This is a genomic window from Streptomyces sp. NPDC047853, assembly GCF_043204535.1.
Taxonomy (GTDB): Bacteria; Actinomycetota; Actinomycetes; order Streptomycetales; family Streptomycetaceae; genus Streptomyces.
Map to the genome: position 1 here is coordinate 1 of NZ_JBIDCI010000008.1, position 24,694 is coordinate 24,694.

The 24,694-nt window shown below is 69.8% G+C and carries 21 protein-coding genes and 8 pseudogenes; 10 read left to right on the plus strand and 19 right to left on the minus strand.

All coding sequences use genetic code 11. The annotated features are described in order from the left end of the window. Nucleotides 1-348 precede the first annotated feature (348 nt). Nucleotides 349-636, minus strand: a pseudogene (locus tag ACGF5T_RS16775) (transposase); the annotation flags it as partial. Nucleotides 637-658: 22 nt separating this feature from the next. Between ACGF5T_RS16775 and ACGF5T_RS16780 the strand changes: the two are divergent. Beyond that, nucleotides 659-1,008: pseudogene (locus ACGF5T_RS16780) on the plus strand (IS5/IS1182 family transposase); the annotation flags it as partial. A 9-nt stretch (nucleotides 1,009-1,017) separates the two neighbouring features. Here ACGF5T_RS16780 and ACGF5T_RS16785 read toward each other — a convergent pair. Then, the gene (locus tag ACGF5T_RS16785) at nucleotides 1,018-1,248 is read right to left on the minus strand and encodes an e9imm peptide (protein WP_356609895.1); all 231 of its coding nucleotides are present in this window, start codon (nucleotides 1,246-1,248) and stop codon (nucleotides 1,018-1,020) included. Between the two features lie 35 nt (nucleotides 1,249-1,283). Here ACGF5T_RS16785 and ACGF5T_RS16790 point away from each other — a divergent pair, with 35 nt between their 5' ends. Beyond that, complete coding sequence (locus ACGF5T_RS16790) at nucleotides 1,284-1,430, plus strand: hypothetical protein (RefSeq protein ID WP_366767005.1); 147 nt, start codon at nucleotides 1,284-1,286, stop codon at nucleotides 1,428-1,430. Nucleotides 1,431-1,700: 270 nt separating this feature from the next. Here the strand turns inward: ACGF5T_RS16790 and ACGF5T_RS16795 are convergent, their stop codons facing one another. Beyond that, a complete protein-coding gene (locus tag ACGF5T_RS16795) occupies nucleotides 1,701-2,438 on the minus strand; it encodes an NAD(P)-binding domain-containing protein (protein ID WP_366767006.1) in 738 nt (245 codons plus the stop codon). A 130-nt stretch (nucleotides 2,439-2,568) separates the two neighbouring features. On the opposite strand from ACGF5T_RS16795, the gene ACGF5T_RS16800 reads away from it, so the two are divergent. Continuing rightward, complete coding sequence (locus tag ACGF5T_RS16800) at nucleotides 2,569-3,417, plus strand: LysR family transcriptional regulator (protein WP_366767007.1); 849 nt, start codon at nucleotides 2,569-2,571, stop codon at nucleotides 3,415-3,417. 459 nt (nucleotides 3,418-3,876) lie between these two features. Here the strand turns inward: ACGF5T_RS16800 and ACGF5T_RS16805 are convergent. From ACGF5T_RS16805 to ACGF5T_RS16845, 9 genes and pseudogenes are all read right to left on the minus strand, one after another. Then, nucleotides 3,877-4,164 (minus strand): annotated as a pseudogene (locus tag ACGF5T_RS16805) (integrase core domain-containing protein); the annotation flags it as partial. Beyond that, a complete protein-coding gene (locus tag ACGF5T_RS16810; protein ID WP_366767094.1) occupies nucleotides 4,092-4,370 on the minus strand; it encodes a hypothetical protein in 279 nt (92 codons plus the stop codon). The gene ACGF5T_RS16810 and the pseudogene ACGF5T_RS16805, both read right to left, overlap by 73 nt. Before the next feature lie 271 nt (nucleotides 4,371-4,641). Further along, nucleotides 4,642-5,022: a Rid family hydrolase gene (locus ACGF5T_RS16815; protein ID WP_366767008.1), complete on the minus strand. Its 381-nt coding sequence runs from the start codon at nucleotides 5,020-5,022 to the stop codon at nucleotides 4,642-4,644. 47 nt (nucleotides 5,023-5,069) lie between these two features. Continuing rightward, nucleotides 5,070-6,563, minus strand: coding sequence for a carboxylesterase family protein (locus ACGF5T_RS16820; RefSeq protein ID WP_366767009.1), 1,494 nt, complete (start codon nucleotides 6,561-6,563; stop codon nucleotides 5,070-5,072). Nucleotides 6,564-6,583: 20 nt separating this feature from the next. After that, nucleotides 6,584-7,498, minus strand: a complete 915-nt coding sequence (locus ACGF5T_RS16825; RefSeq protein ID WP_356609905.1) for an MBL fold metallo-hydrolase — start codon at nucleotides 7,496-7,498, stop codon at nucleotides 6,584-6,586. Between the two features lie 354 nt (nucleotides 7,499-7,852). Further along, nucleotides 7,853-8,110, minus strand: coding sequence for a hypothetical protein (locus tag ACGF5T_RS16830; protein WP_392888245.1), 258 nt, complete (start codon nucleotides 8,108-8,110; stop codon nucleotides 7,853-7,855). A 242-nt stretch (nucleotides 8,111-8,352) separates the two neighbouring features. Continuing rightward, nucleotides 8,353-11,136 (minus strand): AAA family ATPase, encoded by a 2,784-nt coding sequence (locus ACGF5T_RS16835; protein ID WP_366767010.1) that lies wholly within the window; start codon nucleotides 11,134-11,136, stop codon nucleotides 8,353-8,355. A 617-nt stretch (nucleotides 11,137-11,753) separates the two neighbouring features. Beyond that, nucleotides 11,754-12,782, minus strand: coding sequence for a YdcF family protein (locus tag ACGF5T_RS16840; protein WP_366767089.1), 1,029 nt, complete (start codon nucleotides 12,780-12,782; stop codon nucleotides 11,754-11,756). A gap of 171 nt (nucleotides 12,783-12,953) precedes the next feature. Then, nucleotides 12,954-13,141 (minus strand): annotated as a pseudogene (locus ACGF5T_RS16845) (fic family toxin-antitoxin system, toxin component); the annotation flags it as partial. A 60-nt stretch (nucleotides 13,142-13,201) separates the two neighbouring features. Here ACGF5T_RS16845 and ACGF5T_RS16850 point away from each other — a divergent pair. After that, nucleotides 13,202-13,414, plus strand: a pseudogene (locus ACGF5T_RS16850) (IS5/IS1182 family transposase); the annotation flags it as partial. 252 nt (nucleotides 13,415-13,666) lie between these two features. Here the strand turns inward: ACGF5T_RS16850 and ACGF5T_RS16855 are convergent. Continuing rightward, nucleotides 13,667-14,293 carry a TetR family transcriptional regulator gene (locus tag ACGF5T_RS16855; RefSeq protein WP_366767011.1) on the minus strand — a complete coding sequence of 209 codons (627 nt, stop codon included), beginning with the start codon at nucleotides 14,291-14,293 and terminating at the stop codon, nucleotides 13,667-13,669. A 144-nt stretch (nucleotides 14,294-14,437) separates the two neighbouring features. Here ACGF5T_RS16855 and ACGF5T_RS16860 point away from each other — a divergent pair, with 144 nt between their 5' ends. Beyond that, on the plus strand, nucleotides 14,438-15,199 hold the full coding sequence (locus ACGF5T_RS16860; RefSeq protein WP_356609911.1) for an SDR family NAD(P)-dependent oxidoreductase: 762 nt from the start codon (nucleotides 14,438-14,440) through the stop codon (nucleotides 15,197-15,199). Nucleotides 15,200-15,303: 104 nt separating this feature from the next. Here ACGF5T_RS16860 and ACGF5T_RS16865 read toward each other — a convergent pair whose 3' ends face one another. Beyond that, a complete protein-coding gene (locus ACGF5T_RS16865; protein ID WP_366767012.1) occupies nucleotides 15,304-17,106 on the minus strand; it encodes an NAD(P)/FAD-dependent oxidoreductase in 1,803 nt (600 codons plus the stop codon). A gap of 175 nt (nucleotides 17,107-17,281) precedes the next feature. On the opposite strand from ACGF5T_RS16865, the gene ACGF5T_RS16870 reads away from it, so the two are divergent. Beyond that, complete coding sequence (locus ACGF5T_RS16870; protein ID WP_361013531.1) at nucleotides 17,282-18,310, plus strand: SMP-30/gluconolactonase/LRE family protein; 1,029 nt, start codon at nucleotides 17,282-17,284, stop codon at nucleotides 18,308-18,310. A gap of 9 nt (nucleotides 18,311-18,319) precedes the next feature. Here the strand turns inward: ACGF5T_RS16870 and ACGF5T_RS16875 are convergent, their stop codons facing one another. The 3 genes from ACGF5T_RS16875 to ACGF5T_RS16885 form a co-directional block, all read right to left on the minus strand. After that, on the minus strand, nucleotides 18,320-18,913 hold the full coding sequence (locus ACGF5T_RS16875) for a helix-turn-helix domain-containing protein (protein WP_356609917.1): 594 nt from the start codon (nucleotides 18,911-18,913) through the stop codon (nucleotides 18,320-18,322). A 556-nt stretch (nucleotides 18,914-19,469) separates the two neighbouring features. Beyond that, nucleotides 19,470-19,919: a nuclear transport factor 2 family protein gene (locus tag ACGF5T_RS16880; RefSeq protein ID WP_366767013.1), complete on the minus strand. Its 450-nt coding sequence runs from the start codon at nucleotides 19,917-19,919 to the stop codon at nucleotides 19,470-19,472. 113 nt (nucleotides 19,920-20,032) lie between these two features. Next, the gene (locus ACGF5T_RS16885; protein WP_366767014.1) at nucleotides 20,033-20,377 is read right to left on the minus strand and encodes a hypothetical protein; all 345 of its coding nucleotides are present in this window, start codon (nucleotides 20,375-20,377) and stop codon (nucleotides 20,033-20,035) included. Between the two features lie 292 nt (nucleotides 20,378-20,669). On the opposite strand from ACGF5T_RS16885, the pseudogene ACGF5T_RS16890 reads away from it, so the two are divergent. Together ACGF5T_RS16890 and ACGF5T_RS16895 are read left to right on the plus strand one after the other, a co-directional pair. Further along, nucleotides 20,670-21,103: pseudogene (locus tag ACGF5T_RS16890) on the plus strand (hypothetical protein). Between the two features lie 46 nt (nucleotides 21,104-21,149). Next, nucleotides 21,150-21,493: pseudogene (locus ACGF5T_RS16895) on the plus strand (IS5/IS1182 family transposase); the annotation flags it as partial. A gap of 51 nt (nucleotides 21,494-21,544) precedes the next feature. Here the strand turns inward: ACGF5T_RS16895 and ACGF5T_RS16900 are convergent. Then, entirely contained in the window at nucleotides 21,545-22,171 is a 627-nt protein-coding gene (locus ACGF5T_RS16900) for a TetR/AcrR family transcriptional regulator (protein ID WP_361013521.1), read from the minus strand. Between the two features lie 99 nt (nucleotides 22,172-22,270). Between ACGF5T_RS16900 and ACGF5T_RS16905 the strand changes: the two genes are divergently transcribed. Together ACGF5T_RS16905 and ACGF5T_RS16910 are read left to right on the plus strand one after the other, a co-directional pair. Continuing rightward, nucleotides 22,271-22,924 carry a CatB-related O-acetyltransferase gene (locus tag ACGF5T_RS16905; protein ID WP_366767015.1) on the plus strand — a complete coding sequence of 218 codons (654 nt, stop codon included), beginning with the start codon at nucleotides 22,271-22,273 and terminating at the stop codon, nucleotides 22,922-22,924. Nucleotides 22,925-23,008: 84 nt separating this feature from the next. Beyond that, the gene (locus tag ACGF5T_RS16910; RefSeq protein WP_392888389.1) at nucleotides 23,009-24,178 is read left to right on the plus strand and encodes a macrolide family glycosyltransferase; all 1,170 of its coding nucleotides are present in this window, start codon (nucleotides 23,009-23,011) and stop codon (nucleotides 24,176-24,178) included. Between the two features lie 241 nt (nucleotides 24,179-24,419). Here ACGF5T_RS16910 and ACGF5T_RS16915 read toward each other — a convergent pair. Beyond that, nucleotides 24,420-24,677, minus strand: a pseudogene (locus ACGF5T_RS16915) (GNAT family N-acetyltransferase); the annotation flags it as partial. Nucleotides 24,678-24,694 lie beyond the last annotated feature (17 nt).

Consider the following 24,694-nt stretch of genomic DNA (forward strand, 5'->3'; position numbering starts at 1 on the left):
CACGATCCACGGCCGCGACTGACGGTTTCCCATAACCAGACTTACGAGACAGCAGGCCGAGAGTCTCATGATCAGCAGCTTTTGTTAGAGCCAGTTAGACGCACCGCGTCACTCACAGCGCCCCGCGGTGGCCCCCGGCCGCCCGAGGGCGCCGAATCGTGGGACCGGCTGCAAGAACGGCACTGCCATGACCACACTCCACCCGCGTAAACGCCCCCAGCGGCGCAGCGAGACCCCTCACGGCCCGCAACAGACCGTAGGCCTCCAGTAGGTCGGCGACAGCTTGCCGCCCGCCCTCGGCTCCTGCACCGTGCCCCGGCCCTTTCCCGGCCGGTGACGGAGCCCCCCGTGGACGACGTCGTCGGGGACTCCTGCGCGGCGGCAGCGATCCGGCTCGCCCGTCCACTTCCGCGGCAGATACAACTGCCAGTTCAGCGGGCATGAGACGGTGTCGGTGGCGGCATGGACGCTGACCGCGACCTGACAGTTTGCCCCCTTGCCGAGCGCACCGCAGCACTGCCGGGCCATGCCGGCCGACGCCTGCCCGCACTTGGGGAACGACACGTCGTCGATCACCCACACCTCTGGCATGACCGTCTTTGTGAGCCGCTCGGCGATCCGCCGTCTGACCGGCAGCAGTTCAAGCCGGTGCTGGAGAAAGATCCGCGTCCCCCGGCTCGGGCCAGGCAGGCCCCGCTCGAAGCCGGGCAGCGTCTCGGCGGCCAAGGCCTACAGCAACGCCCCGTCCGCGAGTACCTACGCGGGCGGGGTACCCGACACACGATGCCGGAGAAGACCGACAGCCGGGCCGCCCGCCTACGCAAAGGCTCACGCGGCGGACGGCCACCCGGCTCCAACGAGGAGCGGTACAAGAGACGCAACACGGTCGAACGGGCGATCAACCGCTTGAAGCAGCACCGCGCAGTCGCCACTCGCTACGACAAACGCGGCCACGTCTTCCTCGGTACCGCCACCGCGGCAGCCATCATGATCTGGCTCCGCAGCTGAGCACCGGCGTCACAAGGCAATGGGCCGGTACGCCAAGGCCAGGTCGACCACTTCCTCGGCCGACAACTCCCGCTCCAGCGGCCAAAAGATCAGGTCGTTGACGTGACCGGACGGACAGGCCAGAGCTCTGTCGAGCCTGTCGAGCCAGTCGTTCACCTCATCTTCGGAGACGTAGTCCGCTTCAATGATCCGCTGCACGAGCGCGACCGCTTCCGCCCGACTCAACCCCACTGCACGCATCCGGCCCCTCCCCCGACGTCACCATAGCGAGCGGCATGATCGGCCGGAGAAGCCTAGTCGGCACCCTCGCCTCCTACCTCCAGCGTCAGGGCCTCGACGCCGACCTGCTGCGGCGCTACCTGCAATCCCCCGACCCCGACCGCTCCATCACGTGGAGGCCGTCAAGCACCTCGACGGCCTGACCGGCGCCGTGCCCGAGGCAGCGGCCGAGCCGGTCTCGACCGGCGTCGGCCGCCACATGGACCGGCGTCGGCCCACATCGCCCGCGACGCTGCTGCTGGGGCACGGTGGAGCCGAGGTCCGCCGTGACGGCGACGGCTTCGCCCTGTTCGCGTGGGCCTGCTTCCGCCGCCACCGACGTGACTCCCGCGCCAGGCAGCGGTCACAGTCGGCCGTCCGGGCCGCGGCCGGCCAGAGCCGCCGATACGACAGAGCCCGAACCCAAGCCGCTGCTACATTCGGAAACCCGCCGGCCCCCGCACCGCAGCGGCGGCGAGTTCGTTGACCCGGGCGGCGGGTACGGGTACACCGGGCGCCTGCTGGACCCAAGCCACGAACTCCCTGACGGTGAGGCCGGACGGCGGCTGTCCCACGTACGGGAGCGCGTACAGAGGGCTGTTGGGTTCGCTGCGCCAGCTGTCGGCCAGCGTACCGAGGTCCACCGCATCAAACCCGAGGTCGTCCAGCAGGTCGGCCACCTCCTTCTTGGCGTCCGGGGCGTCGCCGGAAAGCGGCAGCGCGGTACGGTCGGAGGCTCCGGTCGGGCGGAACAGCTCCATCAGCTGCTTGGGGCCGATGTTGTGCAAGGCCTTCACCACTCGGGCGCCCTCGAGGTGGCGCTGCACCATTTCGCTGGAGGTCAGCTCGTCACTGTCGAGTACCGGTATCTCGAAGTCGGCATGGGGCGCGTAGTTCATCGGGTCGATCACAATCTTGCCGGCCAGCTCGGCTCGAGGCAGTTTCTCGTAGGCGGCCAGTGGCACGGAGGCGAGGACGAAATCACCGGCGCTCGCCGCTTCGGCCGGGGTGGCCGCGCGGGCCCGCTCGCCCAGCTCCGCGACGAGACCGGCCAGGGTCTCTGGGCCGCGTGAATTGCTCAGGACGACGTTCAGACCGGCGTCGACGGCGCGGCGGGCGGCCCCGAGGCCGACCATGCCGGTGCCGATGACGCCGAGGGTTGTTGTGCTCACTCTGTTCTCCGTTCGCGTGTCCCCGCGTCGCGGCATCCGGCGGGCTCCTACCCATCACAGCCGGATTGGCCGGTGCGAACAATGATCAGAAACGCTCGGCAGCAATCACATCATGTGATAGATCAGGCAGATGGAACTGAGAGCGCTGCAGTACTTTGTGGCCGTGGCCGAGGAGCTGCATTTCGGGCGCGCTGCGCAACGGCTGGGCATAGTGCAGCCGGCGGTCAGCCAGCAGATCGCCAGGCTCGAACGCGAGCTCGGCGTACGCCTGCTTGATCGCACCTCGCGCCGGGTACGGCTCACCCCGGCCGGCGAGCGAGTGCTCGCCGCGGCCCGTAGGACCCTCGCTGCGGCGGCCCGGGTGCGGGTGGTTGCCGGAGAACCGGCGGCCGTCCTGCGGATCGGTGTGGCGTCCTGCGTCACCCGACGGCTCGACCGTGCGGTGGGCCGCCTGAGCGCCGGCGAACGCCCCGCCGAGCCGAGACTGGTCGACCTGCCGGTGGCCGCGCGACTCGACGCCGTCCGCGACGGTGAGCTGGACCTGGCGCTGGTGCGGGGCACACTCACCTCCGCGGCGGTGACGGTGGTGCGCGCCTGGTCCGAGCCGCTGCACGCGGTGCTCCCGCGTGAACACCCGGCCGCCGACAAGGCCGTGGTCAGCCTGCACGACCTCGACCCGTACGGTCTGCGGCTTCCCGCCCGCGAAAGTGACCCGCCCATGCATGACGCGATCCTCGCCGCCGTGCCGGTGGTCCCGCTGCGGCCACCGGCCGGGGACATGCTCAACGTACTGTTCGAGGTCGGCCGGCATCTCGAGGGCTGGACTCTGATGGCTGCCGAGCAGCTCGACGTGTCCCGCTCCGAGCGGCTGCTCCAGAGGCCGCTCGACCCGCCGGTGACCGTCGACGGCCACGTCGTCACCTCACTGGCCACTCCGGAGCCGTGCGTGGCGTCGTATGTCGCCGCATTCGCGGACTGAACTGCCGCCTCTGGTACGTATTCTTTTTCCTGCTTCTCTGTCCCGGCTGGAACGCCGCACCGCTCCCGACCGGTGATCGACGGCACTCGCATCCCCCGCGTCGCACCGGAAGGGCCGCCTGACCCGAAGCACTCCGGTGAACACCGCCACCAAAGCCTGCGCTTGCAGGTCCTGGGGCACGCCCCGGGAGCTTCAGGACTACTTCAACCGTTGGCGGATGCGTTGCCGTGCCCAGAGCGCCGGTACCGTGGGCACGATCGCGGGGCGTTCAACACTGCCGGAGACGCAGGAACCAGCCGGCGGTCGGCCAGGTCCCGCGCGGCTGGGCCAGGGCCGGCGACAACAGGGGCTCCACGTCGTCCAGGCCCGCCCCCGGCGGCGGCCCGGGCCGACTCGGCCAGGGTACTGCGGGCGGCGTCGACCCCGGCCGGCCCGAGACGGTCCACCATGGCGGCGAGCGCCGTCAGCAGCCGCACCTCCGCGGTGTCGGCCGGATCGGAGGCAGGAGCGCCCGGTGTGCAGGAGATCCGCCAGAGCTTCGGTGCGTTCAGCCTGGCTGGAGTACGGGCGCACGTACGCCCATTCGTCGAGCAGGGTGCGATCCAGGCGCTCCCCCTTGCCGTTCGTTTGCGGACGGTAGGGCCGGGTGCGTTTGTGGATGATGCCTACGGCACTCACGGCCTGTCCGAACAGTGTGGATGCGTAGCAGGAGCCGTGGCCTGCGCGGCGATGTCGTCCAGAAAGTCCGGCTGCTCGTGGCGTTCTCCCGCCAGAGATGCGGTGACGCCCCACGCGAGGTCGTCGCGAGTCATGGCGGTACAGCGTGCCGGCGTCCACAGGTCGGCGGGCCGCAGGTCGTCGACCGTGTGCTGGATGCAACGTGCGATCGCGTCCGACAGCGGCGGGACGTGGGCGTTCGGGAGGCCGGCGCGCACCTCGGTGGCCGCGCTCACGTCGCCAGGTTGCAGCGCGCCCAGCGGCAGCGAGGTCGCTGCGTGAAGTACGCGCCCGTAGACGCGCCGTGCCGGACGAGGACCGGAGGGCGGTGCAGGGCGCCCCGACTGGGAGCACCAGGCGTCCAGCAGTTTCACCGGTGCAACCCTCAGGTCGACGCACGCTCTCGACGGGCGATCATCCATCGTGTCCCCCTCCATCTTCAGGGATGGAGCCCGGTCTGGCGCGGTCCCGGGGGCCGCGCCGGACCGGCCGCGCCCTGCAGTCGAGTCAGTCGTCCAGGACTGCCAGGGCGTCGATCTCCACGAGCAGTCCCGGAGGGAGCTGCATGGAGACGGTGGTGCGGGCGGGGAACGGTTCGCCGACGGCCGCCGTGTACGCCTCGTTCGGCTCCGGCAGGTGGGCGGGGTCGGTGAGGTAAGCGCGGAGCATCACGACGTCCTTCGGTCCGGCGCCGGCCGCCTTGAGGACGGCGATGACGTCGCGCTGGGTCTGCGTGGTCTGCTCGGCGACCGTGGTGCCGACGACCGCGCCGGTGGCCGGGTCGAACGGGAGTTGCCCGGGAACCTGAAGGATCGGGCCCTTGCTGATGCCCTGGGACAGCGGGGCTGCCGGAGTGGGTGCGTTCTCGGTGGTGATGACGGCTTTCATGGTGTGTCCTTGTCGGAAGGGCTCACAGAGCGATCTGTGCGACGGGGTCAGGCCCAGGCCCGTCGCTCCTGGCTGCGGGGGTCGTCGACCTGGGTCCACTCGGCGTCGATGTGCATCGTGGTCCGGCGTGTGGTGTCGTACTGGTCCCAGCCGGGGTTGCCGGTCCTGGCGAAGCGGATCCAGGCCTCGTGTGTGCGGGTGGCGAGGTCCCCGGGGGGCTTGTCGGGGCCGAGCAGGGCGCCCTCACCCGCCAGCTGCGGGAGTTCGGTGTTGTCGAAGACGAAGGGGAGTTCCATCGTGTGGGTGGCGCCGAGGTCTCCGCTCAGGGCCTGGGAGCGCCAGGCGAACTCGTAGCTGAACGTGGCGGACTGGGGGTGGGCGGCATGTGCGCCGGCCAGGGCCCAGCTGCCCGCTCCGAACAGCGCGTCGCCCATGATGGCCGACCGCAGCTCGCCGAAGGACGCCTCGGGGCGGGTGGTGCGGTACGTCTCCACAAGCTGGGCGGGCTGTGGGTGCGAGCGCGCCGCCGTATCGTCGACATCGCCGGCGGTCGAGGTGGCGTACTTCTCCACCGGGACCAGGTAGAGATTTCCCTCCTCGGTGTTGGTCCCGATGAGCAGGTCGACATCGGCGCTCAGGCCGGCGCCGACGGAGACGGCAGGCTGTGTGTCGAGCACCAGGCTGAAGGGGCTGAGGCCGATCAGCGGATCGTGGTGTGTCCCGGTCTGCAGGTCGATGCCCGCGAGCCGGGAGGCGGCCTCCACCAGGCGCTCGTCGGAGATGTCCGCGAAGGCGTCGGTATGCGGCTCGATGCCCAGTTCCTCGGCCACGGCCTTGGTGACACGGGCGGCCTGCTCGGAGGTGAACGCCCCCAGACCGCTGCCGCTCTGCACGATCGCCCGGCGGAAGAGGCCCGCGGCCTCAGGGGTGGCGAGGATGCCGCCGACGACGGTCGCCCCGGCCGACTGGCCGAAGAGGGTGACGTCGTCCGGGTCACCGCCGAAGGCGGCGATGTTCTCCCGTACCCAGCGCAGCGCCGCGACGACATCGAGCAGGCCACGGTTGGCGGGCGCCCCGGGGATGTCGAGGAACCCGGCGATGCCCAGCCGGTAGTTGAGTGTGACCAGGACGACGCCGTCGCGGGCGAAGGCGGAACCGTCGTACAGCGCGGACCGCGTCGATCCGGCGACGAACCCGCCGCCGTGGACGAACACCATCACGGGCAGACCGCTGTCCGCGGTGGTGGGCTGGAAGACGTTGACGGTGAGGTAGTCCTCGCCACGGCTCCAGCCGGCGCCGAAGTAGGGGGTCATGTCGATGCTGCCGAGCTTCCGCTCGGGCTGCGGGGCGTTGGGGCCGGGCGCGGTGGCGTCCCGTACGCCGCTCCAGGGCTCGTGCGGCTGCGGCGGGGCGAACCGGCCTGCGCCCATCGGAGGAGCGGCGTAGGGGATGTTCAGGAAGGTGGTGGTGCCGTTGTCCTGACGGAGACCGCGGACGGCTCCCTGTGCGGTGGTGACGACGGGCTCGGGTTCGTGGTTCACAGCTATGCCTTTCCGGGACGTCAGCCCTGCTCGGAGTACGGGGCGAAGGGCGCCCAGCCCTTGATGTCGAACGTGTTGCCGTTACGCGCGATCTCGGCGGCACCGTGACCACCCAGGTGCGCGGGGATCAGGAGCGCGTTGTTGTCGGCCGCCCAGCCCAGCACCTTGCGGCGGGTGGCGCGGGCGCCCGCGGGGTCCTCGCAGAAGCAGCTGTTGGCGTCCGGCTCGACGATCTGCACCGGGTTGTGCAGCAGGTCACCCACGAACACGGCGCGGTCCGTCCCGGAGCTGAGGGTCAGCACGGAGGAGCCGGGGGTGTGTCCGGGAGCCGCGTCCAGGCGCAGGTCGGCGTCGATTTGATGGCTGTTCTCCCACAGCAGCGTCTGGCCGGCCTGGTGCACCGGGGCCACGCTGTCCTCGAAGACATTCTGGTTGCCGCGCCCGGGCAGCGGCTCGTGGCCGTTTGCCGGGTTCCAGAAGTCGAAGTCGTCCTTCGGCATCAGATAGGTGGCGTTGGGAAAGGTGGGAACCCAACTCCGCCCGTCGAGATATGTGTTCCAGCCGACGTGATCGATGTGCAGATGCGTGTTGATCACGATGTCCACGTCCTCGGGCTGGACACCTGCCCGGGCGAGGTTGGCCAGGAAGTCCGTCTCCAGGTGGCTCCAGACCGGCGCGTACGGGCGCTCCTTGTGGTTGCCCACACCGGTGTCGACGAGGATGGTCCTGCCTCCGCTGCGCAGCAGCCAGGTCTGGATCGCGGAATTCACGATGTTGGTCTCGGAGTCCAGGAAATGCGGGGCCAGCCAGTGGACGCCGTCCTTCCAGACTTCCTGCGAGCTTTCCGGGAAGAAGACGTGGGGCTCCATTTCGACGGACCCGTAATATTCCCAGACGCGGGTGATGGAGACGTTGCCGAGCGTGATCTTTTCCATGTGAATTCCTTGGAGTCCCTAGGGTTTACCCCACCGTACGAGCGACTTCAGCGGGCGCGGTATCCGTCACATGACTGCACCGGTGTGTACGGCTCTGAACAGGGACTTCACTTCTTCTTGGACCAGGTGAGAGGCGAGGCGGCTCCCCGTTTCCAGTTCCGTTCCCGGATGTCTTGTGGGTGAGCGCGTGGCTACCTCACCGCGTTCACGAGACGGCAGCCGCATCCGTATGCCCGCTTGTCGGCCGTGTCGTGTGCGGTGGCTGTCCCTGCCTTGCACACCGACGGCTTTGATGCCTGCAAATCAGCAAAATGCAAGGGTGTGCGGTCGCCCCGTGATGCGTTCCGGCGGGTGTCAGACGGCTTGGGCGTTGCCGTGGCCCTCGGGATCGACGCAGCGCACCGCGACAACCGGGACCGGCCCGTGCGGCGACGGGATGTCAACGCGCTCGGGCGGGACCATGGTGGTGCGGCCGGGGTCCGGGACGAGCGGGTCCGCAGCTCGCACCAGCGCGGTCAAGGTCGCGTCGAGGCGACTGATGTGCTGCTGCAGGCGACACGACGAGGCCAGAACCATCTCAGCCCACCACCGGAAGCAGAGGGCGCCGTCCATCCACGGGCACCAGCGCGGGTGGAACACGCCCTGCCGCGGCTTCGGCAGCTGCCGCTGGCCTGACCGGACCACGACCCGCGCTGGGATTCTCACCTTCATCGAGACCTTCCAGCACCGCAAGCGGCTGCGGAGGCATCCGGTGTGGGGCTACCTCACCCCGCTGGAGACCCGGCAGCGACACGAGCACGAACACGCCCTCACAGCGTAGGCATCGAGTGTCCACAATTGCGGGCAAACGGCACTCAACCCTGGACGCCCGTGCCCGACAGGATGCTTTCGACCACGTCGCGGAGCTGTGAGCGGGCGGTGATGCCGAGCTTGGGGAACACCCGGTAGAGGTGAGAACCGACCGTACGCGGTGAGAGGAACAGCTTTCCCCCGATCTCACGATTCGTCAGGCCTCGGGCCGCCAGTCGGACGATCTGCTGCTGCTGGGGGCTGAGTTCCGCGAAGGCAGTGGGTACGACATCGCCGGCCTCGATTCCGGCGGCGCGAAGTTCTGCCTTTGCCCGCTCGCCCCACGGCCGCGCGCCCAGCCGCTGGAAGGTTTCGAGGGCGGAGCTCAGCAGCGGACGGGCCTCGGCGATACGGCGCTGCCGCCGAAGCCATTCCCCGTAGTCGAGCTGTGTCTGCGCCCGTTCGAACGGCCACTGCTCACCTGCGGGTTCCTTGAGCGCTGCGCGGAAGAACAGCTCCGCGTGCTCGGGTTCCGCCAGCAGGGCGCGGCCCCGGTCGATCAGTGCCCTCACCCGTGCCGACGTGCCTGTACCGAGGCGCCGCGCCGACCGTTCCAGGAGCTCTGCCGCGTGCTCCTGTCGTCCTCGGCGGGCGGCTGCCGCCGCCAGTTCGGCCAGGAGGGTGTAGGAGACGTGGTAGTGGACCGGATCGCCGTCATCGGTGAACGCGGAGCGGAACTGCGTGTACGCGGTGTCGTAGTCGCCCTCGGCCACGGCCGCCATCCCCAGGGCCCGACGCGCGAAGACCGCGACGGAGCGGCTCTCCAGTGGATCGACGAGAGCCAGGGTTCGTTCGACGAGCCGGCGTGCGGTGGCCGGATCGCCCCGCAGAGCGACCACCGTGGCATCGAGTGCGTGAGCACATGCCTCGGCATGGTCGAGTCCGGCCGACGATGCCATGGCCGCGATGTCAGTCGCCACCGAGCGGGCCTCGGCCCATCGGCCCTGCTCCAGGCGGGTCCAGCCGATCGCGCATCCCAGTCCGTCCGGGAGCCATCCACGGGCCTGCCACTGGTCGAACGCCTCGCCGAAGGTCCTGGCGGCGAGGGTGGTCTGGTCGAGCAGCCAGGCGACGATGGCCAGCATGGTCAGGCGACTGGCGTCGCCCCTGGCCTTGGCGATGAGCCCGGGCAGGGCCGGTGTGAGGACGGCTCCTGCGCCGCTGGGGTCGGAGACGGCCAGGACCCAGGCGCGCAGCGCCGCTGAGGCGGCATCGTCGGGCATGCGGGAGAGCAGGCTCTGGATCTGCCGCTGTTGGGACTCCTCGCCCGAGTAGTAGCAGACCACCGCCGCCGCGGCCAACGCGTCGAGAACGAGGGACGACCGGGCTTCCCTCGCCTCGTCGGCAACACGCTTGAGCAGAGCGAAGGCTGCTGTGTGAGGGGAGCCCAGGGACATGAGCTGTCCGGTGGCCAGCGCGGCTTTGCCCAGCAGTGCCTGGTCGTCGGTGCACTGGCGGACTGCGGCGGCCAGTTGTTCCACCCAGCCGAGTTGGCCGGTGAAGACGGCGGTGGTGGCGGCTTCGGTCAGAAGACGCGCCCGGTCCTCGCGGCGCGGGCTGAGTTCCGCGGCACGCTCCTGGGCCGCGGCCGCGGCCGCGAAACCACCCCGGCGCAGGGCCCGGTCGGCCGTCTGCTGCAGTGCGGCCGACACGTCCTGGTCGGGGCGTACGGTCGCGGCGGCGAGGTGCCAGGCGCGGCGGTCGGGCTCCTCGCGCAGCAACTCCGCGAGAGCGAGGTGGGCCCGGCGGCGCTCCTCGAACGACGCGGCATGGTAGACGGCGGAGCGGATGAGCGGGTGGCGGAAGGAGATCCGGGATCCGTTCTGGCGTACGAGACCGGCCCGGTCCGCGGGTGTCCATGCCTCGTCGTCCGCCTCGGGGAGTCCCACGGCCACCGCCCGAGCGTCCGCCGCGTCGGCGGCTGCGAGCAGCAGCAGGACGCGGCGGGTCGGTTCCGGCAGGTCCGCCGTGTGCCCCGCGAAGATCTGCTCCAGTCGGTCGGTGACCGGCAGCGGGCCCTGCACGCCACTGCCCTCGGGGTGCCGGATCGCGGTGGCGTGGGTCAGTTCCACCAGGGCCAGCGGGTTGCCGGCCGCCTCCTGGAGGATCCGCTCCCGGGCTCGGCCGGTGGGCGGCGTGGGTTGCCGGTCCAGCAGGAGGTTGGCCGCCTCAGCGTCCAGCGGGCCGAGTTCGAGGCGCTCGTATCCCTTGTCGAATCCAGGCAGGGCGGCCGCGGTGCGGACTCCGACCAGCAGCGTGACAGGCTCGCTGTCCATGCGTCGCGCCACGAACGCGAGAACGTCCAGTGATGCGCGGTCGATCCACTGGGCGTCGTCGACCACCACCAGCAGCGGGGCGGTTTCCGCCAGTTCCGACAACAAGGTCAGGACCGCCAGACCGACGAGCATTGCGTCGGGAGTCTCCGCACACTCTTCGAGCCCCAGGACGGCTCGGAGCGCGGAGCGCTGCCGCGACGGCAGTCCCTGCGCTTCAGCGAGTACCGGGCGCAACAACTGGTGAAGACCGGCGAATCCGAGGTGCGCCTCGGATCCGCTCCCCACCGCCCGCAGCACTCGGCCACCCGCGCCCCGTGCGCGATCGGCCGCGAGGTCGAGCAGCGTGCTTTTTCCGGCACCGGGGTCACCCGTGACGATCAGAACGTCGCTGTGGGACCGGTCGGTGCCCACACGCCGGATGATTTCTGCGGTCTCGGCTTCTCGGCTCACCACCGCCGGACCGGAATGACGCGTTGAGCGCTGGTCCCCATGAGCCCTTCCATCGTTGTGCACGGATGCTCCAAGGAATCGAGATACCCCAGACACTAACGTGGGGCTACGGCGGGAGCGCCGGCAGCGGTATCGAACCCAGTTCAGAGCATTCGGACGGTGACGGTCTGCTCGTCCAGGGCGGTTACGAGCTTGTCGTACCTCGTGGCCACGGCCCGGTGTCTCTTGAGGCGCTTCATGCCGCAGTCGACCACGTGCCGAGCCTTGTAGTCCTGCGGGTCGGACTTCGGCGGCCGGCCACCGTGCGAACCGCGTTTCGGTTGCCGGCCTGGCCGGCCTTGTCCGGGATGGTGCAGCGGATCCCGCGCCGCCGCATGTAAGCACGGTTCTTCCGGGGGCGTACGTCTTGTCGGCCCGCACACGGTTGGGCCTGGTGCGCGGGCTGCCCGGCCCAGGTTTCGCGGGAGTGGACACCCCGTCCGCTCGTGTCAGCGCGGTGCATCAGGCTCGTATGTCGTGGGGGCCGGCGTCGGTGATCCCTCGCCCGCAGGTCGCAGGCGGCTTCTCGCTGGACGATGTCGTACCGCTGCAGACCCGGGTGGTGTTCCGGCTTTTCGGAGTCGGCAGTTTCAGCGTATGTCCACGGGGTCGGCGGTTGCGTCGCTGAGAGATCTCGACTTTCAGGTGACGGCCCCTGGCGAGGGCCACCCCAGCCACCAGATGAAGAGGCCGCTCAGCAGGACGAGCAGGAAGAGTGCGGTGTTGGTGCGGCGGTAGGCGACCAAGAGGGCCACGAATTCGCGGATCATGGCGCTCGGCCAGAAGTAGGCGGCGGTCGGGGCACCGATCACGTGGCCCCGGACGCCGGTGCGGCGGGCGGTGATGGCGGCGCGGAAGACGTGGTAGTTGTTGGTGACTATGACGCACCGGTAGTTCGGATTCGCCCGCTCCATCAGGGCTTTGCTGAACATCAGGTTCTCGTCCGTGGTCGTCGAGCGGTCCTCGCGTTCGATCAGGTCGGCGGGGAAACCGCGGGTGACCAGGTAGTCGGCCATCGCGTGGGACTCAGGCAGCTTCTCGTCGGGCCCCTGTCCTCCCGAGGTGATCAGTACTGGGCGCCGGCCCTTCCGGGACAGCCTGGCGTGTTCCTTCCGGGCCCGGTCGAGACGGCCTGCCAGCAGCGGGGGCACGGTGGTGCCGCCGGTCAAGCCCGAGCCGAGGACCACCACGTAGTCCGCCCGGCGCCGGATGCGCAGACGTCCGTACAGGCCTCCGTAGACGAGGAAGCAGAGGAACAGGAAGGCGACGTACCCGGCGAGTGCCACCGCCGTCGCCGCGACGACCACGAGCGTGTGCGTGTGCAGCACCAGCGCGGTGATCAGCAGCGCGAGCAGGGCGACCAGGGCGATGCCCGCCCCCAGGGAGAGCAGGTTCGCCAAGCTCCTGCCCTCCTTGCGAACCATGGTCATCCCGTTGGCGATGAGGAACCACGCCAGCGTGACGACCCCCACGCCCGCCAGGGTCAGCAGCACGACGGCCAGGTCGCGGCCCAGTTGGGCCCGTTCGGAGGCCACATGCTGCAGGAGCGCGAGCACCGCGAAGACGGCGGACAGGCCCAGCAGGACCGCGTTGCTCACTCGGCGGCGGTCTTGTACCACACCAGCACAGAACAGGGTGAAGCAGACGAACGACGGTACGAAGGCCACCATGGCGCCGATCCTACGAGGCTCGGTGCCGTCCCGGGCAAGCCGGGTGGTGCCCACGCACCGGCCGTTTCGTGGGGCCGCCGACGGCGCACACTGCGGGGCGGTTACTGCGGAACCCTCGCCAGCCACCGGGGACCCGCGCAGGGCGGTCTCGGCACTGGCGAAGCGTGAGCGGCGGCCGGGATGCCGGAACGGTGCGGCCGCCTTGGCGTAGGGGCCGTCGTAGACGGGCTGCTCGAAGAGTTCGGCCCGGTGGCGAGCCACCGCTGAGACCGGGACGCCGTAGTCGTCGGGGCCGGGTCGTCGACCCCTGCGGCTTCTGCCAGCTGGAGGATCCACGGGACGTCGGTGTGCAGGTCCATCAACGACGGAGCCCACGGTCACGCAGCCATCGCCGCAGGTGGTCGTAGTCATAGCCCCATCGCATCGCCCGCAAGGGCATCGAATCTTCGCAGCGGCCGGGCCGACACCGCTGGGTGGTCGAGCGGACCGTGTCCTGGCTGGCCGGCTGCCGCAGGCTCCACCGGCGGTACGCACGCAAGGCCGAACACGGCCTCGCCTTCGTCGGCACAGCCGCAATCCTCATCGGCCACCGCCGCCTCGCCCGCCTGGATGCGCAAGGGCATTCAGTGTGATGTTCCAACGTTGCTGGTCCAGATAGGCAAAGGCGTGATCTCAGGCTCCGCCGTGGCGTGCTCCAAGTGGTCTTCCGCTTGGTCCAGGTCCGACCAGGCGACGACGCCGGGCATGCTGTCGGCCAGAAACCCCTCGACAACCGGACCGAGATGGTCGGCAACCACGTAGGTGCCGTTGGACGGCAACTCGTCCGGAGGAATCGAGCCGGTCGACCACCTCGTTCGAGGAGTGCGCGCCGTTACGGACGGCGTTCAGCCGAGGCCGGCCGCCGTGGCTGCCAGCGCGGTGCGCAGGGTCACGGCGAGTTCGGCGCGGGCGGCTGCGGCGTCGATGGCGGGCTCGGCCGTGCGGTACGCGTGGTGTTCGACGGCCGCGCGCAGCGCGGCGTTGAGCATGGCGGCCCAGATGGCGGGCCGTACATCGTCGTGGGGCAGCCCGGCCCGTTCGGCGAGGGCACGCGCGAAGACGGGTTCCGCCTCGTCATGGGTCTGCAGCCAGACGGCCCGCAACCCCGGTTCGTTCCGGGTCAGCCGCACGAGAGCGCCCACGTCCGGGCCCGGAAGGACGACGTCGGCGGCCCACAGGTGGTCGAAGGCCCTCTCCAGGGGTTGCCCGGGACCCCGCTGCCGCAGCGCGGCGGCGATCGCGTCGACACCCGTCGAGAAGAGCGGCCGTACGCAGCTCTCCTTCGTCGGGAAGTAGCGCCAGACCGTGCGTGCGGAGACGCCGACCGCCTGCCCGATCTGCTCTCCGGTCGTCGCGGCGACGCCCTGGGCGATGAACAGGTCGACCGCGGCCCGGGCGATCTCCAGCCGCATGGCGGTCCTGCGCTCCTCGGTCAGCGGAGGTCGCCCGGTCCGTCCACGAGCTGCGGTCATCTGAACCTCCGGCGCCGGTCGAGCAATGCCGTGGCCATTCTCCCCCGGTCCAGAGTTTATGTCACTGAGAGACATAAACAGGTAGGCTGGCGGTGCGGCGTGACATGGGTCCCCCGCGTCAGCACGTCCTGGATGGAGTACTTCATGACCGACGATCTGAACGGTCGCAGCGTGATCGTCACCGGAGGCGGCTCCGGTATCGGGCGCGCGGCCGCGCTCGCTTTCGCCGCGCAGGGTGACCGCGTCGTGGTGGCGGACCTCAACGCCGACGGGGCCGAAGCGGTCGTCGGGGAGATCGAGCAGGCGGGCGGCACGGCGGTCGCCGTCACGGGCGACCTGAGCGTGCAGGGAGTCGTCGATCGGGTGACGGCGACGGCGGTGGAGCGGTTCGGGGGCGTACACGTCCTGGTCAACAACGCCGGGATCATGGACAGCATGTCGGCGCCGGCCGACGTGAGTGACGCCGAGTGGGAGCGGGTCATCCGGGTCAACCTGACCGCGCCGTTCCTGCTCTCCCGCGCGGTGCTGCCCCACATGCTCGCCGCCGGCCGCGGTGCCATCGTGAACACCGCGTCCGAGGCCGCCCTGCGGGGCAGCGCGGCGGGTGCCGCCTACACGGCTTCCAAGCACGGTGTGGTGGGCCTGACGAAGTCGCTGGCGGTGATGTACCGCAAGAACGGCATCCGCGCCAACGCGATATGCCCCGGCGGCACCGCCACCGCCATCGCGGTCGAGGCCGACCGCACGGCGCACGGACCGGCGGCGATCGGCCCGCACTTCGTGAACCTCGGCCGCGTGTCGCAGCCGGAGGAGCAGGCGGCCGCGATCCTGTTCCTCGCCTCGGACGCCGCGAGCAACATCAACGGCGCGATCCTGCCCGTCGACGACGGCTGGTCCGCCGTCTGACGGCTGCTCCCCCACCTCGCCCGACGACGTGTCGCGGTGAGGAACCGTGCGGGGCCCGGCTCACGCAGCCGGGCCCCGCACCGCATCGTGTCCGTGCCGTGGGCTCAGGCAGGCCCGCCGACCCGGAGGACCTCACTCATGGATGTCTCACGCCACTGCTCCAGGAGGTCGTGGAAGGCGGCCGCCCCGTGGGGGTAGGCGATCGGCCCGTTCGGCCGGCCACGTCCCTCGCCGTTGTAGTACCCGGGTGTGCACTCGGCATGGAACCACTCGTGGTCGGGCGCGCCCTCGGCGAGGACCGCGAGCCAGGCGTCCTCGGCCTCACGGGACGGCTCGATGACGGCCCCCTCGGCTTCGGCTGCCGCGACGAGAGCCGCCGCGTGAACCGCGTGTTCGTCGAGTACGTGGGTGAAGTTGACGCTGCTGGCACTCTGCGTGGCCCCCAACTGGATCAGGTTGGGGAAGCCGTTGCTGGTGAACCCGTGCAGGGAGCGCGGTCCGCGTTCCTTCAGCGCGTGCAACAGCTCGACGCCGTCCCGGCCGCGGACCGACAGCTTCCCGGAGTGGATGCCGGAGACCCCGACGGAGAAGCCGGTGGCGAAGACCAGGCAGTCGAGCGCGTACTCGGTGCCGCCCACCACCACCCCGTGCTCGGTCATCCGCTCGATGCCGTGCGTGTCCGCGGTGTCGACGAGGGTGACGTTGTCGCGGTTGAACGCCTGGAGGTAGGCGTCGGAGAACGTCGGCCGCTTGCACGCGTACCGGTACCAGGGCTTGAGCTTCTCCGCCGTGTCCGCGTCGGCGACGATCCGCTCGACGCGCGCCCGTACCTCGTTCATCTTCGCGGCGTCCGCGACCTCGTAGGCCGCTTCGAACGCCTGCCGGTCGGCCGGACGACGGAAGCCCGGCAGCAGCTTCTCCAGCAGGCCGGCCGTGGCGGTCCACTGGTCCGCCACCAGGTCGTGCTCCACGGTCTCGCCGGAGACGATGCGCAGGAAGTTGTCCCGGCGCTCGCGGGCCCAGCCGTCGTGGTCGGCACCGACGTCCCGCGCGGTGGTACGGCGGTTGTCACGCACGTCGACCGACGAAGGGGTGCGCTGGAAGACGTAGACGTGCCCTGCGTCCTCGGCCAGCTTCGGAACGACCTGGACGCCGGTGGCACCGGTGCCCACGACGCCCACCCGCTTGCCCGCGAGCCCGGTGAGACCGCCGTCCGGGGTGCCCCCGGTGTAGCCGTAGTCCCAGCGCGAGGTGTGGAAGGTGTGCCCCTCGAACTTCTCGATCCCGGGGATGCCGGGAAGCTTGAGTTCGGAGAGGGTGCCCGTCGCCGTGATGACGTACGTGGCCCGGAACTTGTCACCCCGGTCGGTCGACACGATCCAGGCCTCGGAGCTGTCGTCCCAGGTCAGAGAAGTGACGGAGGTGGAGAACAGGGCATCCGCGTAGAGGTCGAACTTCTCCGCCATCCGTACCGCGTGGCGGCGGATCTCCTCCCCCGGCGAGTACTTCCACTCCGGCACGTACCCGGTCTCGTCGAGCATCGGCAGGTACACGTGGGATTCGACGTCGCAGTGGATTCCCGGGTAGCGGTTCCAGTACCAGGTACCGCCGAAGTCACCGCCCTTCTCCAGGACGCGGACCCGCTCGACCCCCTGCTGACGCAGCCGCGCGCCCGCCAGGATGCCACCGAATCCGCCACCGATCACGGCCACGTCCACACGGTCCCGCAGAGGTTCGCGTTCCTGCACCTCCGAGGCGTAGGGGTCATCGGCGTAATAGCCGAACCGAGCGTCGGCGGGCAGGTACTGCCGCGTGCCGTCGGGGCGTACGCGCCGCTCCCGCTCCTGGCGGTAGCGGCGCCTCAGCTCGGTCAGTGCCTCGGAGGAAAGTGCATCCGAGTACGTCATGTGGGGGGACCTCTGTCTTCCGGTTCGGTGCGAGGAAGCCGCTCGGTCCGCCAAAGACGCACGGGGGCGGCGGACTTGAGCCAGCATGCACTACCGTAACAAGACCCGGACAACACTGTCCGGTTGCGATGCGGACAGCTTCCGCAAACTTTCGGACAGGAAGAGTGAACCCCCCATGCAACGACTCCCGATCCGATCCCTCACCGGGCTCGCCGCGATCGGTCTGCTGGTCCTCACCGGCTGCGGTACGGACACCCGGGGCAGCGGCGGCTCGCAGCACGTGGGCGGCACCGAAGCGGACCGGAGCATCCGCGCCCAGAAGCTGATGCAGCTGACGAAGGTGCATCCCCAGACCGGCATGACCCTGCTGGAGGGTCCGACCTTCGACGCGGACGGGAAACTGCTCGTCGTCGACGTCACCGCACCGGCCGGCAAGCCCAAGGTCCTGCGCATCGACGTGAAGAAGAAGACGTCACGCCAGGTCCACACCGACGACCGCGGCACCTACACCTCGGCCCAGTTCAGCCCTCACGACGGGCGCATCTACCTCACCGACTTCTCCCACGGCGAGATCGTCAGCCTGGCTCCCGACGGCAGCGACCCGCGGACGTTCTTCTCCGGCCAGGTCGACGGAGCGGCGATGAACCCCGACGACCTCGCCTTCGACGAGGACGGCAACCTGTACGTCAGCGACTCGCGCGGCATGTCGGAGGGGAAGGCGATCGGACGCGTGGTGCGGATCGACCGCGAGGGGAAGAACGCCACCGTCCTGGCGGACGGCATGGCGGCACCGAACGGCATCTCCTTCGACTCCGAGTACCGTGGCCTGTGGGTCAGCGAACTCACCCAGAACCGCGTCTCCTACCTGCTCCTCGACGGCAAGGGCGGCGTCGCCTCACAGCACACGGGCATCCGGGTGGACGGCGGCATCGCCCAGACCGACTCGATCGCCGTGGACGCGGACGGCAACCTCTACCAGGCTCTGCACGGTCGCCCCGCCATGGCGGTGTACGACCGGCACGGTGAGCGCCTGGCGACCGTGGAGATCCCCGCACACGCCGCCGAAGGCCTGGAATCCGCGACCAACGTCGCCATCACGCCCGGGGGGACCAAGGCCTACATGACGGTCAGCGGGCCCGCCGGCGGGTACCTGTACACCTTCCAGGCACTGGCGGACGGCATCCGCCAGTCCAACGGCGGCTGACCGCCCTCCTCATCCCGTGAACGGGCGCACCGGCCCCACGTCCACGCCCAGCAGCCGCCACGCCGCCATCGCGCGGCGCTCCCGCTGCTCCCGGTTGGGGCCGGTGACGGCGCCCGAGACCATGGCCACGGCGATCATGAGGTCACCCTTCGTCGTGGCCAGTCGGTGACCGTCCGGGAGGTGCGCCCGCAGAGCCCGTTCGACCCGTTCGGACAGTGCCGCAGCAAACGCAGGCACGCCGACACCGTCGGCCGCCCCGTCGGCGTGCAGGATGCTGATGAAGGCCGCCGACTCGGCCTGATGCCAGGTCAGCACCCCGAGGACCTCGGCAAGGTCCACGTCCGGAACTGCCGCTGCCTGCTCGATCTGACGGACGTTCTCCTCCAGGACGGCGGACGCGACGGCTGACCGGTCGGGGAAGTGGCGGTACAGCACGCCCTGCCCCACCCCGGCACGCCGCGCGATCGCGGACAACGGGGCGTCGAGTCCCTGCTCCGCATAGATTTCACGTGCGGCGGCCACGAGAGCGGCCCGGTTGCGGGCAGCCACTCTGCGCCCGTCGTTCGCGGGCCGCCGCTCACCGGGTATCGATTGCTGGGTCACCCTCCAGAGCGTATCGCCGCAGCACGCTTCCCCCCGTTCAGTACCCCACTCGCCCTGGACGAGCGCGTCGCTTCCGGTGCGACCCCAGCCCTCGAGGAACGGCGCACGCGGCAGTGGCCACGCATCTGTGCCGGTCAGCCGAGGTCAGGGAGGCAGACCCGCCGGCAGAAGGTCGACCCGGTGCTCCATGCACGCGGGTGCCTCGTCGGCCGTACGGTGTGGATCTGCATGGCGGGGCCTGCCCCCCTTCCCGAGGGTGGTTGCGCCCAGAGACGACTCACCTCGAAGGGCGCCTCACCGCCGCCGCAAAGCGGTCACCAGCTGTGTTCCTGCGCGACGTGTCCGTCCTGGCCGCGCCCATGACCGAGCTGCTCCAAGACGGCGCCGCGACGCCGTCCGGCCACCTGTCACCCACCCGGCCGCAACAGTCAATGGACGCACACGCCACCCGTAAGCGGCCCGGTGGGCCCAGTGTGCAAGCCCTCTGCACAGGCTGGCCGCCCGGCCCGACCGCGACCACCCGACACCGCACCGGGCCCGGCCACACAGGTCGACCTCAGTCTGTCGACGCCGGACTTGCGCAGGCCTCGGCGATAGCTTTGGTGTCGTAGTAGAACGGACGGACCTCGGTGATCCGCCCGTCCTTGATCGTGATCGCTTGCAGAATCGGGAAGCTGAGTTCACGGCCGGTCGCGCGAGCGCGAGCACGGACCTGTGTGAGTACGACCGCTGTCTCACCAGTCGCAAGAAACTCCTGCTCCACCATGTCGAACGACTCCCACACCTCTCCCATCATGAGGAAGAACTGCGTCATGCCCTTGTGCCCACACCAAGTGCCGCCATAGGGCAGCGAATCTGCTTGATGCAGCTCGACATCCGGCGCGAAGAAGGGGGCGAGCAGGTCGAACGAAGCCTCGCCAGGGCCTCCCGCCGCCAGGTACTTCGCCTCAGCCGCATACATGCCGGTGAGAACTGCTGCTGACTCCGCAGTGGATGACATCGTCATGCCGCAAGCATGAGCCTCACAGCACGAGATTGCTGGCGGCAATCAGACATCGTTGTAGTCCGCGGTCGGCATTCTCCGCAATACGCCCCAGCCCGGGTCTCGGTCCGAGCGCGTCACAGAACTGCTCCGGCCCGCGCCATGGCCGGGAACCGGCTGACCGGCAGGGCTTCCTGAGCAAGCGACTCCCTACTGAAGATGCTCATGTTGGTGCAGTCGTCAGGGTCACCGATCCACGCAAACAGTCGTGGATCTTCACGGTTGCCGCAGATGTCAAGCCCGGACCCGTAACTGCCCGGATCGCCCTCATAGTCGTTGATCTCGTGGAAGGAGAAGCGAAACGTCGAAATCGTTGCGAGCGCCGCCGGTGAGTACCCACCGCCCACTGCCCCTTCTCCGGTCAAGGGGTCCCGTTGCATCGTCGAGGTCGGCAGGCCAAGCCACTGTCGTGAAGGAGCCATCGCCCCGCAGCGTTACCGAGCTTCCTGACGGGTTCCGGTAAGTGCCGACCAAGTCGCCACTGGCCAGGTCATCGGGGCGGCCGTCTTCCCCAGGACAGGCCCCGTAACGTGCGAAGCACCCAGTGATGGTGGGCGCAAGAACCACCACGAGGGCACAGAGTGTCGTCACCTGTCCCCGCCGCATCACACCCCCACTTGTGTTCCTCCCGACACATTGTTCCACGGCAGACCACACTCTGATCATCCAGTGGCCTGTCGACAGGCAGGTCAGGTCTGGGTATCCCTCATATCGTTGGGCGGCGTTGTCCTCGGCGGCGTGTTGTCCTACCTCGTCCAGCACAGGACTCAGCGGTCAGCCGAACGTGTCGAACAGCAACGGCAGCGGATCGCTTTGTCGGAGACCCGCCGCGCGGAACGGCTGGCGCTGCTGGAGCGGTTCGTCGAGGTCCCGGCAGAGGCGGAACGCTGCGCCTATACCCGGCCGTCCGAGCAGGAGGACACCGATGACTGGTACCTCACGACCCAGGACGTCATGAACAGGCTGTGGGTCGCGGATCGGCTTCTCCGTATCCAGTTCCCCCTGACCGTGCACGACGCCGCACACGCGCACTTTCTCGACCTCAACAGGACCGTGTGGCAAGGCTTGCCCGACGGTGAGAGCGTGCGGGACTACTGGAGGGCAACCGGTCGGCGTTCCTCGACGCGGCCCGCGGGGTCATGGGGTAGCCCAAGGCTCTGAAGGGTTGCCCCGTAAAAGAAGGCGGTGGGGCGGAAGGACCGGGTGTTGCTTCGGGCTGCGTACTGGCGGACGTATCCGGCCCTCAGGCAGCCAGCTCCGTTGCTCGGCATCTCGAAGCCCGCAGCCGACCGCATCATCGACTACCTCGGCCCGTCGTTCGCGCCACTGCCGCGCAAGCGGTTCCGCTGGGAGGCCGTACTGATCGTGGACGGAACCCTGGTACCCACCCGCGGGAGTCATCCGGCGCGAAGGCCGCCGTCGGCAGCACGACAGGCGTCGCCAACGGCGGCTACCGCGGCACCGGTCTGAACAGCCCGCACCGCCGCGAACCTGGCCGGCCCGGACTTCCGGCCTGGAAAGAAGCCGGACCGCGATCGAGGTCCTGTCGCGCTCTTGACTGTGCGTGCGTTCGCTCCCTGCCTCGTTGATCACACGCCCTCTTCCCGGCGTTCGCAGAAAGCACCCGCGGCAGCCGCCAGGACTGCTGCCTGCGCGGCTCGTTCCGGGAGCTGCGGGTCCGGATGGGCACGTAGGAGTACCAGTTGGTGGTAGAGCGGCGCCGTGGCGGCGATCAGCAGGCTTCGCGCGTCCGTGTGCTGTGCGGGGAGTTCACCGCGCTCGATGGCGCGCTCGACGAGGATCTCGCACTGCGCGTACCGGTCCGCCCACAGCTGTGTCTGGGCCCGCGCGGCCTGTTCGGAGTGGAACGAGGCGGCCATCAGGGCGACGGCGAGCGACGGCCGTACGACCAGGGACTCCTGGATCTCGTGGTTGAGGGCGGTCAGATCGCCGCGCAGCGAGCCGGTGTCCGGCGGCTGCCAGTCGATCTCACCGGCGGCGGCGATGACGTCGACGAGCAGGCCCCCGACATCGCGCCAACGCCGGTAGACCGTGGCACGGTGCACTCCGGCCCGCGTCGCGACTCCCTCCATCGTGAGTCCTTCGTGACCGCGTTCGGCGAGTTCGACGCGCACCGCGTCGAGCACCTGGGCGCGGACGCGGGCGGTGCGACCGCCCGGGCGGCGGTCCGTCGTCGTGTCCAGTGGGTCTGTCATCAGCAGTCTGTATCCGGTTGATCAGGGCGGCAGGGCTGTGCCAGCATCCTAATGCGACAGTTGTCGCTCTGCACTCTCGGGAGAGGAACCGCCTCCGCCATGCCGCCCGTTCCCGCTGACCCCACCGTGCTCCACCCGATGCCCGAGCACCCGCGCGTGGTTCTGCTCAAGCCGCTCGTGGAGTCGCCGCTGATCGAGATCGGTGACTTCTCCTACTACGACGATCCTGATGACGCGACGGCGTTCGAGACGCGCAACGTCCTTTACCACTACGGTCCCGAGCGGCTTGTCATCGGCAAGTACTGCGCGCTGGGGACGGGTGTCCGGTTCCTCATGAACGGCGCCAACCACCGCATGGACGGTCCTTCCACCTTTCCGTTCCCCACCATAGGGGGCTCCTGGGCGGAGCACTTCGACCTGATCACCGGCCTGCCCGGCCGCGGCGACACGGTCGTCGGCAACGACGTGTGGTTCGGCCACGGCGCCACGGTCATGCCCGGTGTACGCATCGGTCACGGCGCGATCATCGCCGCCGGCGCCGTGGTCACCGGCGACGTCCCCGACTACGGCATCGTCGGCGGCAACCCGGCCCGGCTCATCCGCACCCGCTACGACGCAGCGGACATCGCCCGCCTCCTTGCCGTGGCGTGGTGGGACTGGCCCGTACAGCACATCACCAGGCACGTTCGGACGATCATGTCAGGGACCGTCGCCGACCTGGAGCAGGCCGGCGCGCAGATCGACCGGCCCTGAGAGCGCGTTCTCGCCACTCCGCCCGCACCCGGCCCGCGCCAGAAACGAGTGATCACCGTGTCCCGTCGCCGCGCCCACATCGCCATGGTCGGCATCCCCATCGTCAGCCATGTCCTGCCCAGTCTCGCGCTCATCCGCGAGCTGGTGGACCGCGGGCACCGGGTCACCTACGCCAACGACCCGTTCGTGGCCGACCGGATCGAATCCACCGGCGCGGAGCTGGTGCCCTGCACCTCCACGCTGCCCGTCGCGGACAACGACTGGCCCGCCGATCCCATCGCCGCGGCGAGCCTCTTCCTCGAGGACGCCGTCCAGGCGCTCCCGCAACTGCGTGCCGCCTACGACGACGATCCGGCCGACCTGTACCTCTACGACATCGGCGCCTATGCCGCGCGCGCCCTCGCCGAAGCGCAGGGCCGTCCCCTCGTACAGCTGTCCCCGACGTTCGTCGGCTGGGACGGCTACCAGGAGGAAGTCGCGGCGCATCTGCGACAGCTGCCGGGCGCCGACGCGTACCGGGACAGGTTCGCACGATGGCTCGCCGACTGCGGGGCGGCCACCACGGACGTGGACACGTTCTCCGGCCCGCCCGCCCGGGCCCTCGCGCTGATCCCGCGCGCGATGCAGCCGCACGCCGATCGAGTCGACACCGCCACGGTGACCTTCGTCGGCCCCTGCTTCGACACGCGCAAGGACACCGACGGCTGGACCCGCCCGGTCGGTGCGGACAACGTGCTGCTGATCTCGCTCGGCTCGGCGTACACACGCCAACCCGCGTTCTACCGCCAGTGCGTCGCCGCCTTCGGCGAGCTGCCCGGCTGGCATGTCGTACTCCAGATCGGCAAGTACACCGACCCCGAGGAACTCGGCACCATCCCGCCCAATGTCGAGGTGCACTCCTGGGTCCCCCAGCGGGCGATCCTGGAGCAGGCCGACGCCTTCGTCACCCACGCCGGTATGGGCGGCTGCGGCGAAGGGCTCCTCGCCGGCGTTCCCATGATCGCCGTGCCGCAGGGAGCCGAACAGTTCATGAACGCGGACCGGCTCGTGGAACTCGGCGTCGCCCGCCGTGTCGACACCGCCGACGCCACCGCCGAGACCCTCCGCGCGGCGCTGAACGACCTGCTCACGGACCCGGAACGAATCAGCCGGTCCGAGCAGTTGCGGGCCGCCGGCCGGGCCGAGGGCGGCACCCCGCGCGCTGCCGACCTCATCGAGAACATGCTGGCCGACGCCGAGAACCCCACGCTCTGAACGCTGCCGCTTCCCTCCCGTCTGGTGCCGTCCTCATTCGAGGACCTGTACATGAGGAACAAGCGCGGGAAGACCACGTCAGGGCGGGGCGACCGAGTGGATTCAGGACAAGCACGCGCAGCGGCACACCCGCCCGACCATGCCTCCACCGTGCGCCAGGCGGGTGGTGCCGTGTCGCCCTGGCCTTCGGGAGCGGTCCGCTGCTCACTGAGGGCCTCACTCGTGCCGCACTCCCCGGGGACGGTGCCGCGGGCAGGAGGGTGTGGAAGTCGTAGCGGCTCTTCTGTGCAACCCGGCACGATGCCAGGTCGTCCCCCTGGTGAAGGAGCCCGAGACGTTCCAGCCCGTCAGCTTCGAAGCTCTCAAAGGCCCGGCCGGTGAGTGCCTCCGGAGCGCGCGAGGCCGCTCCCCGCCCACGAGCGCGCGCCGCGGTCGAGTAGCCCACTTCGGCTGCCGGTTTGCCGGAGGTGCCCCCCTTGACGACCGCGTTTCCCACCAACTATGCGTCAATCGTAC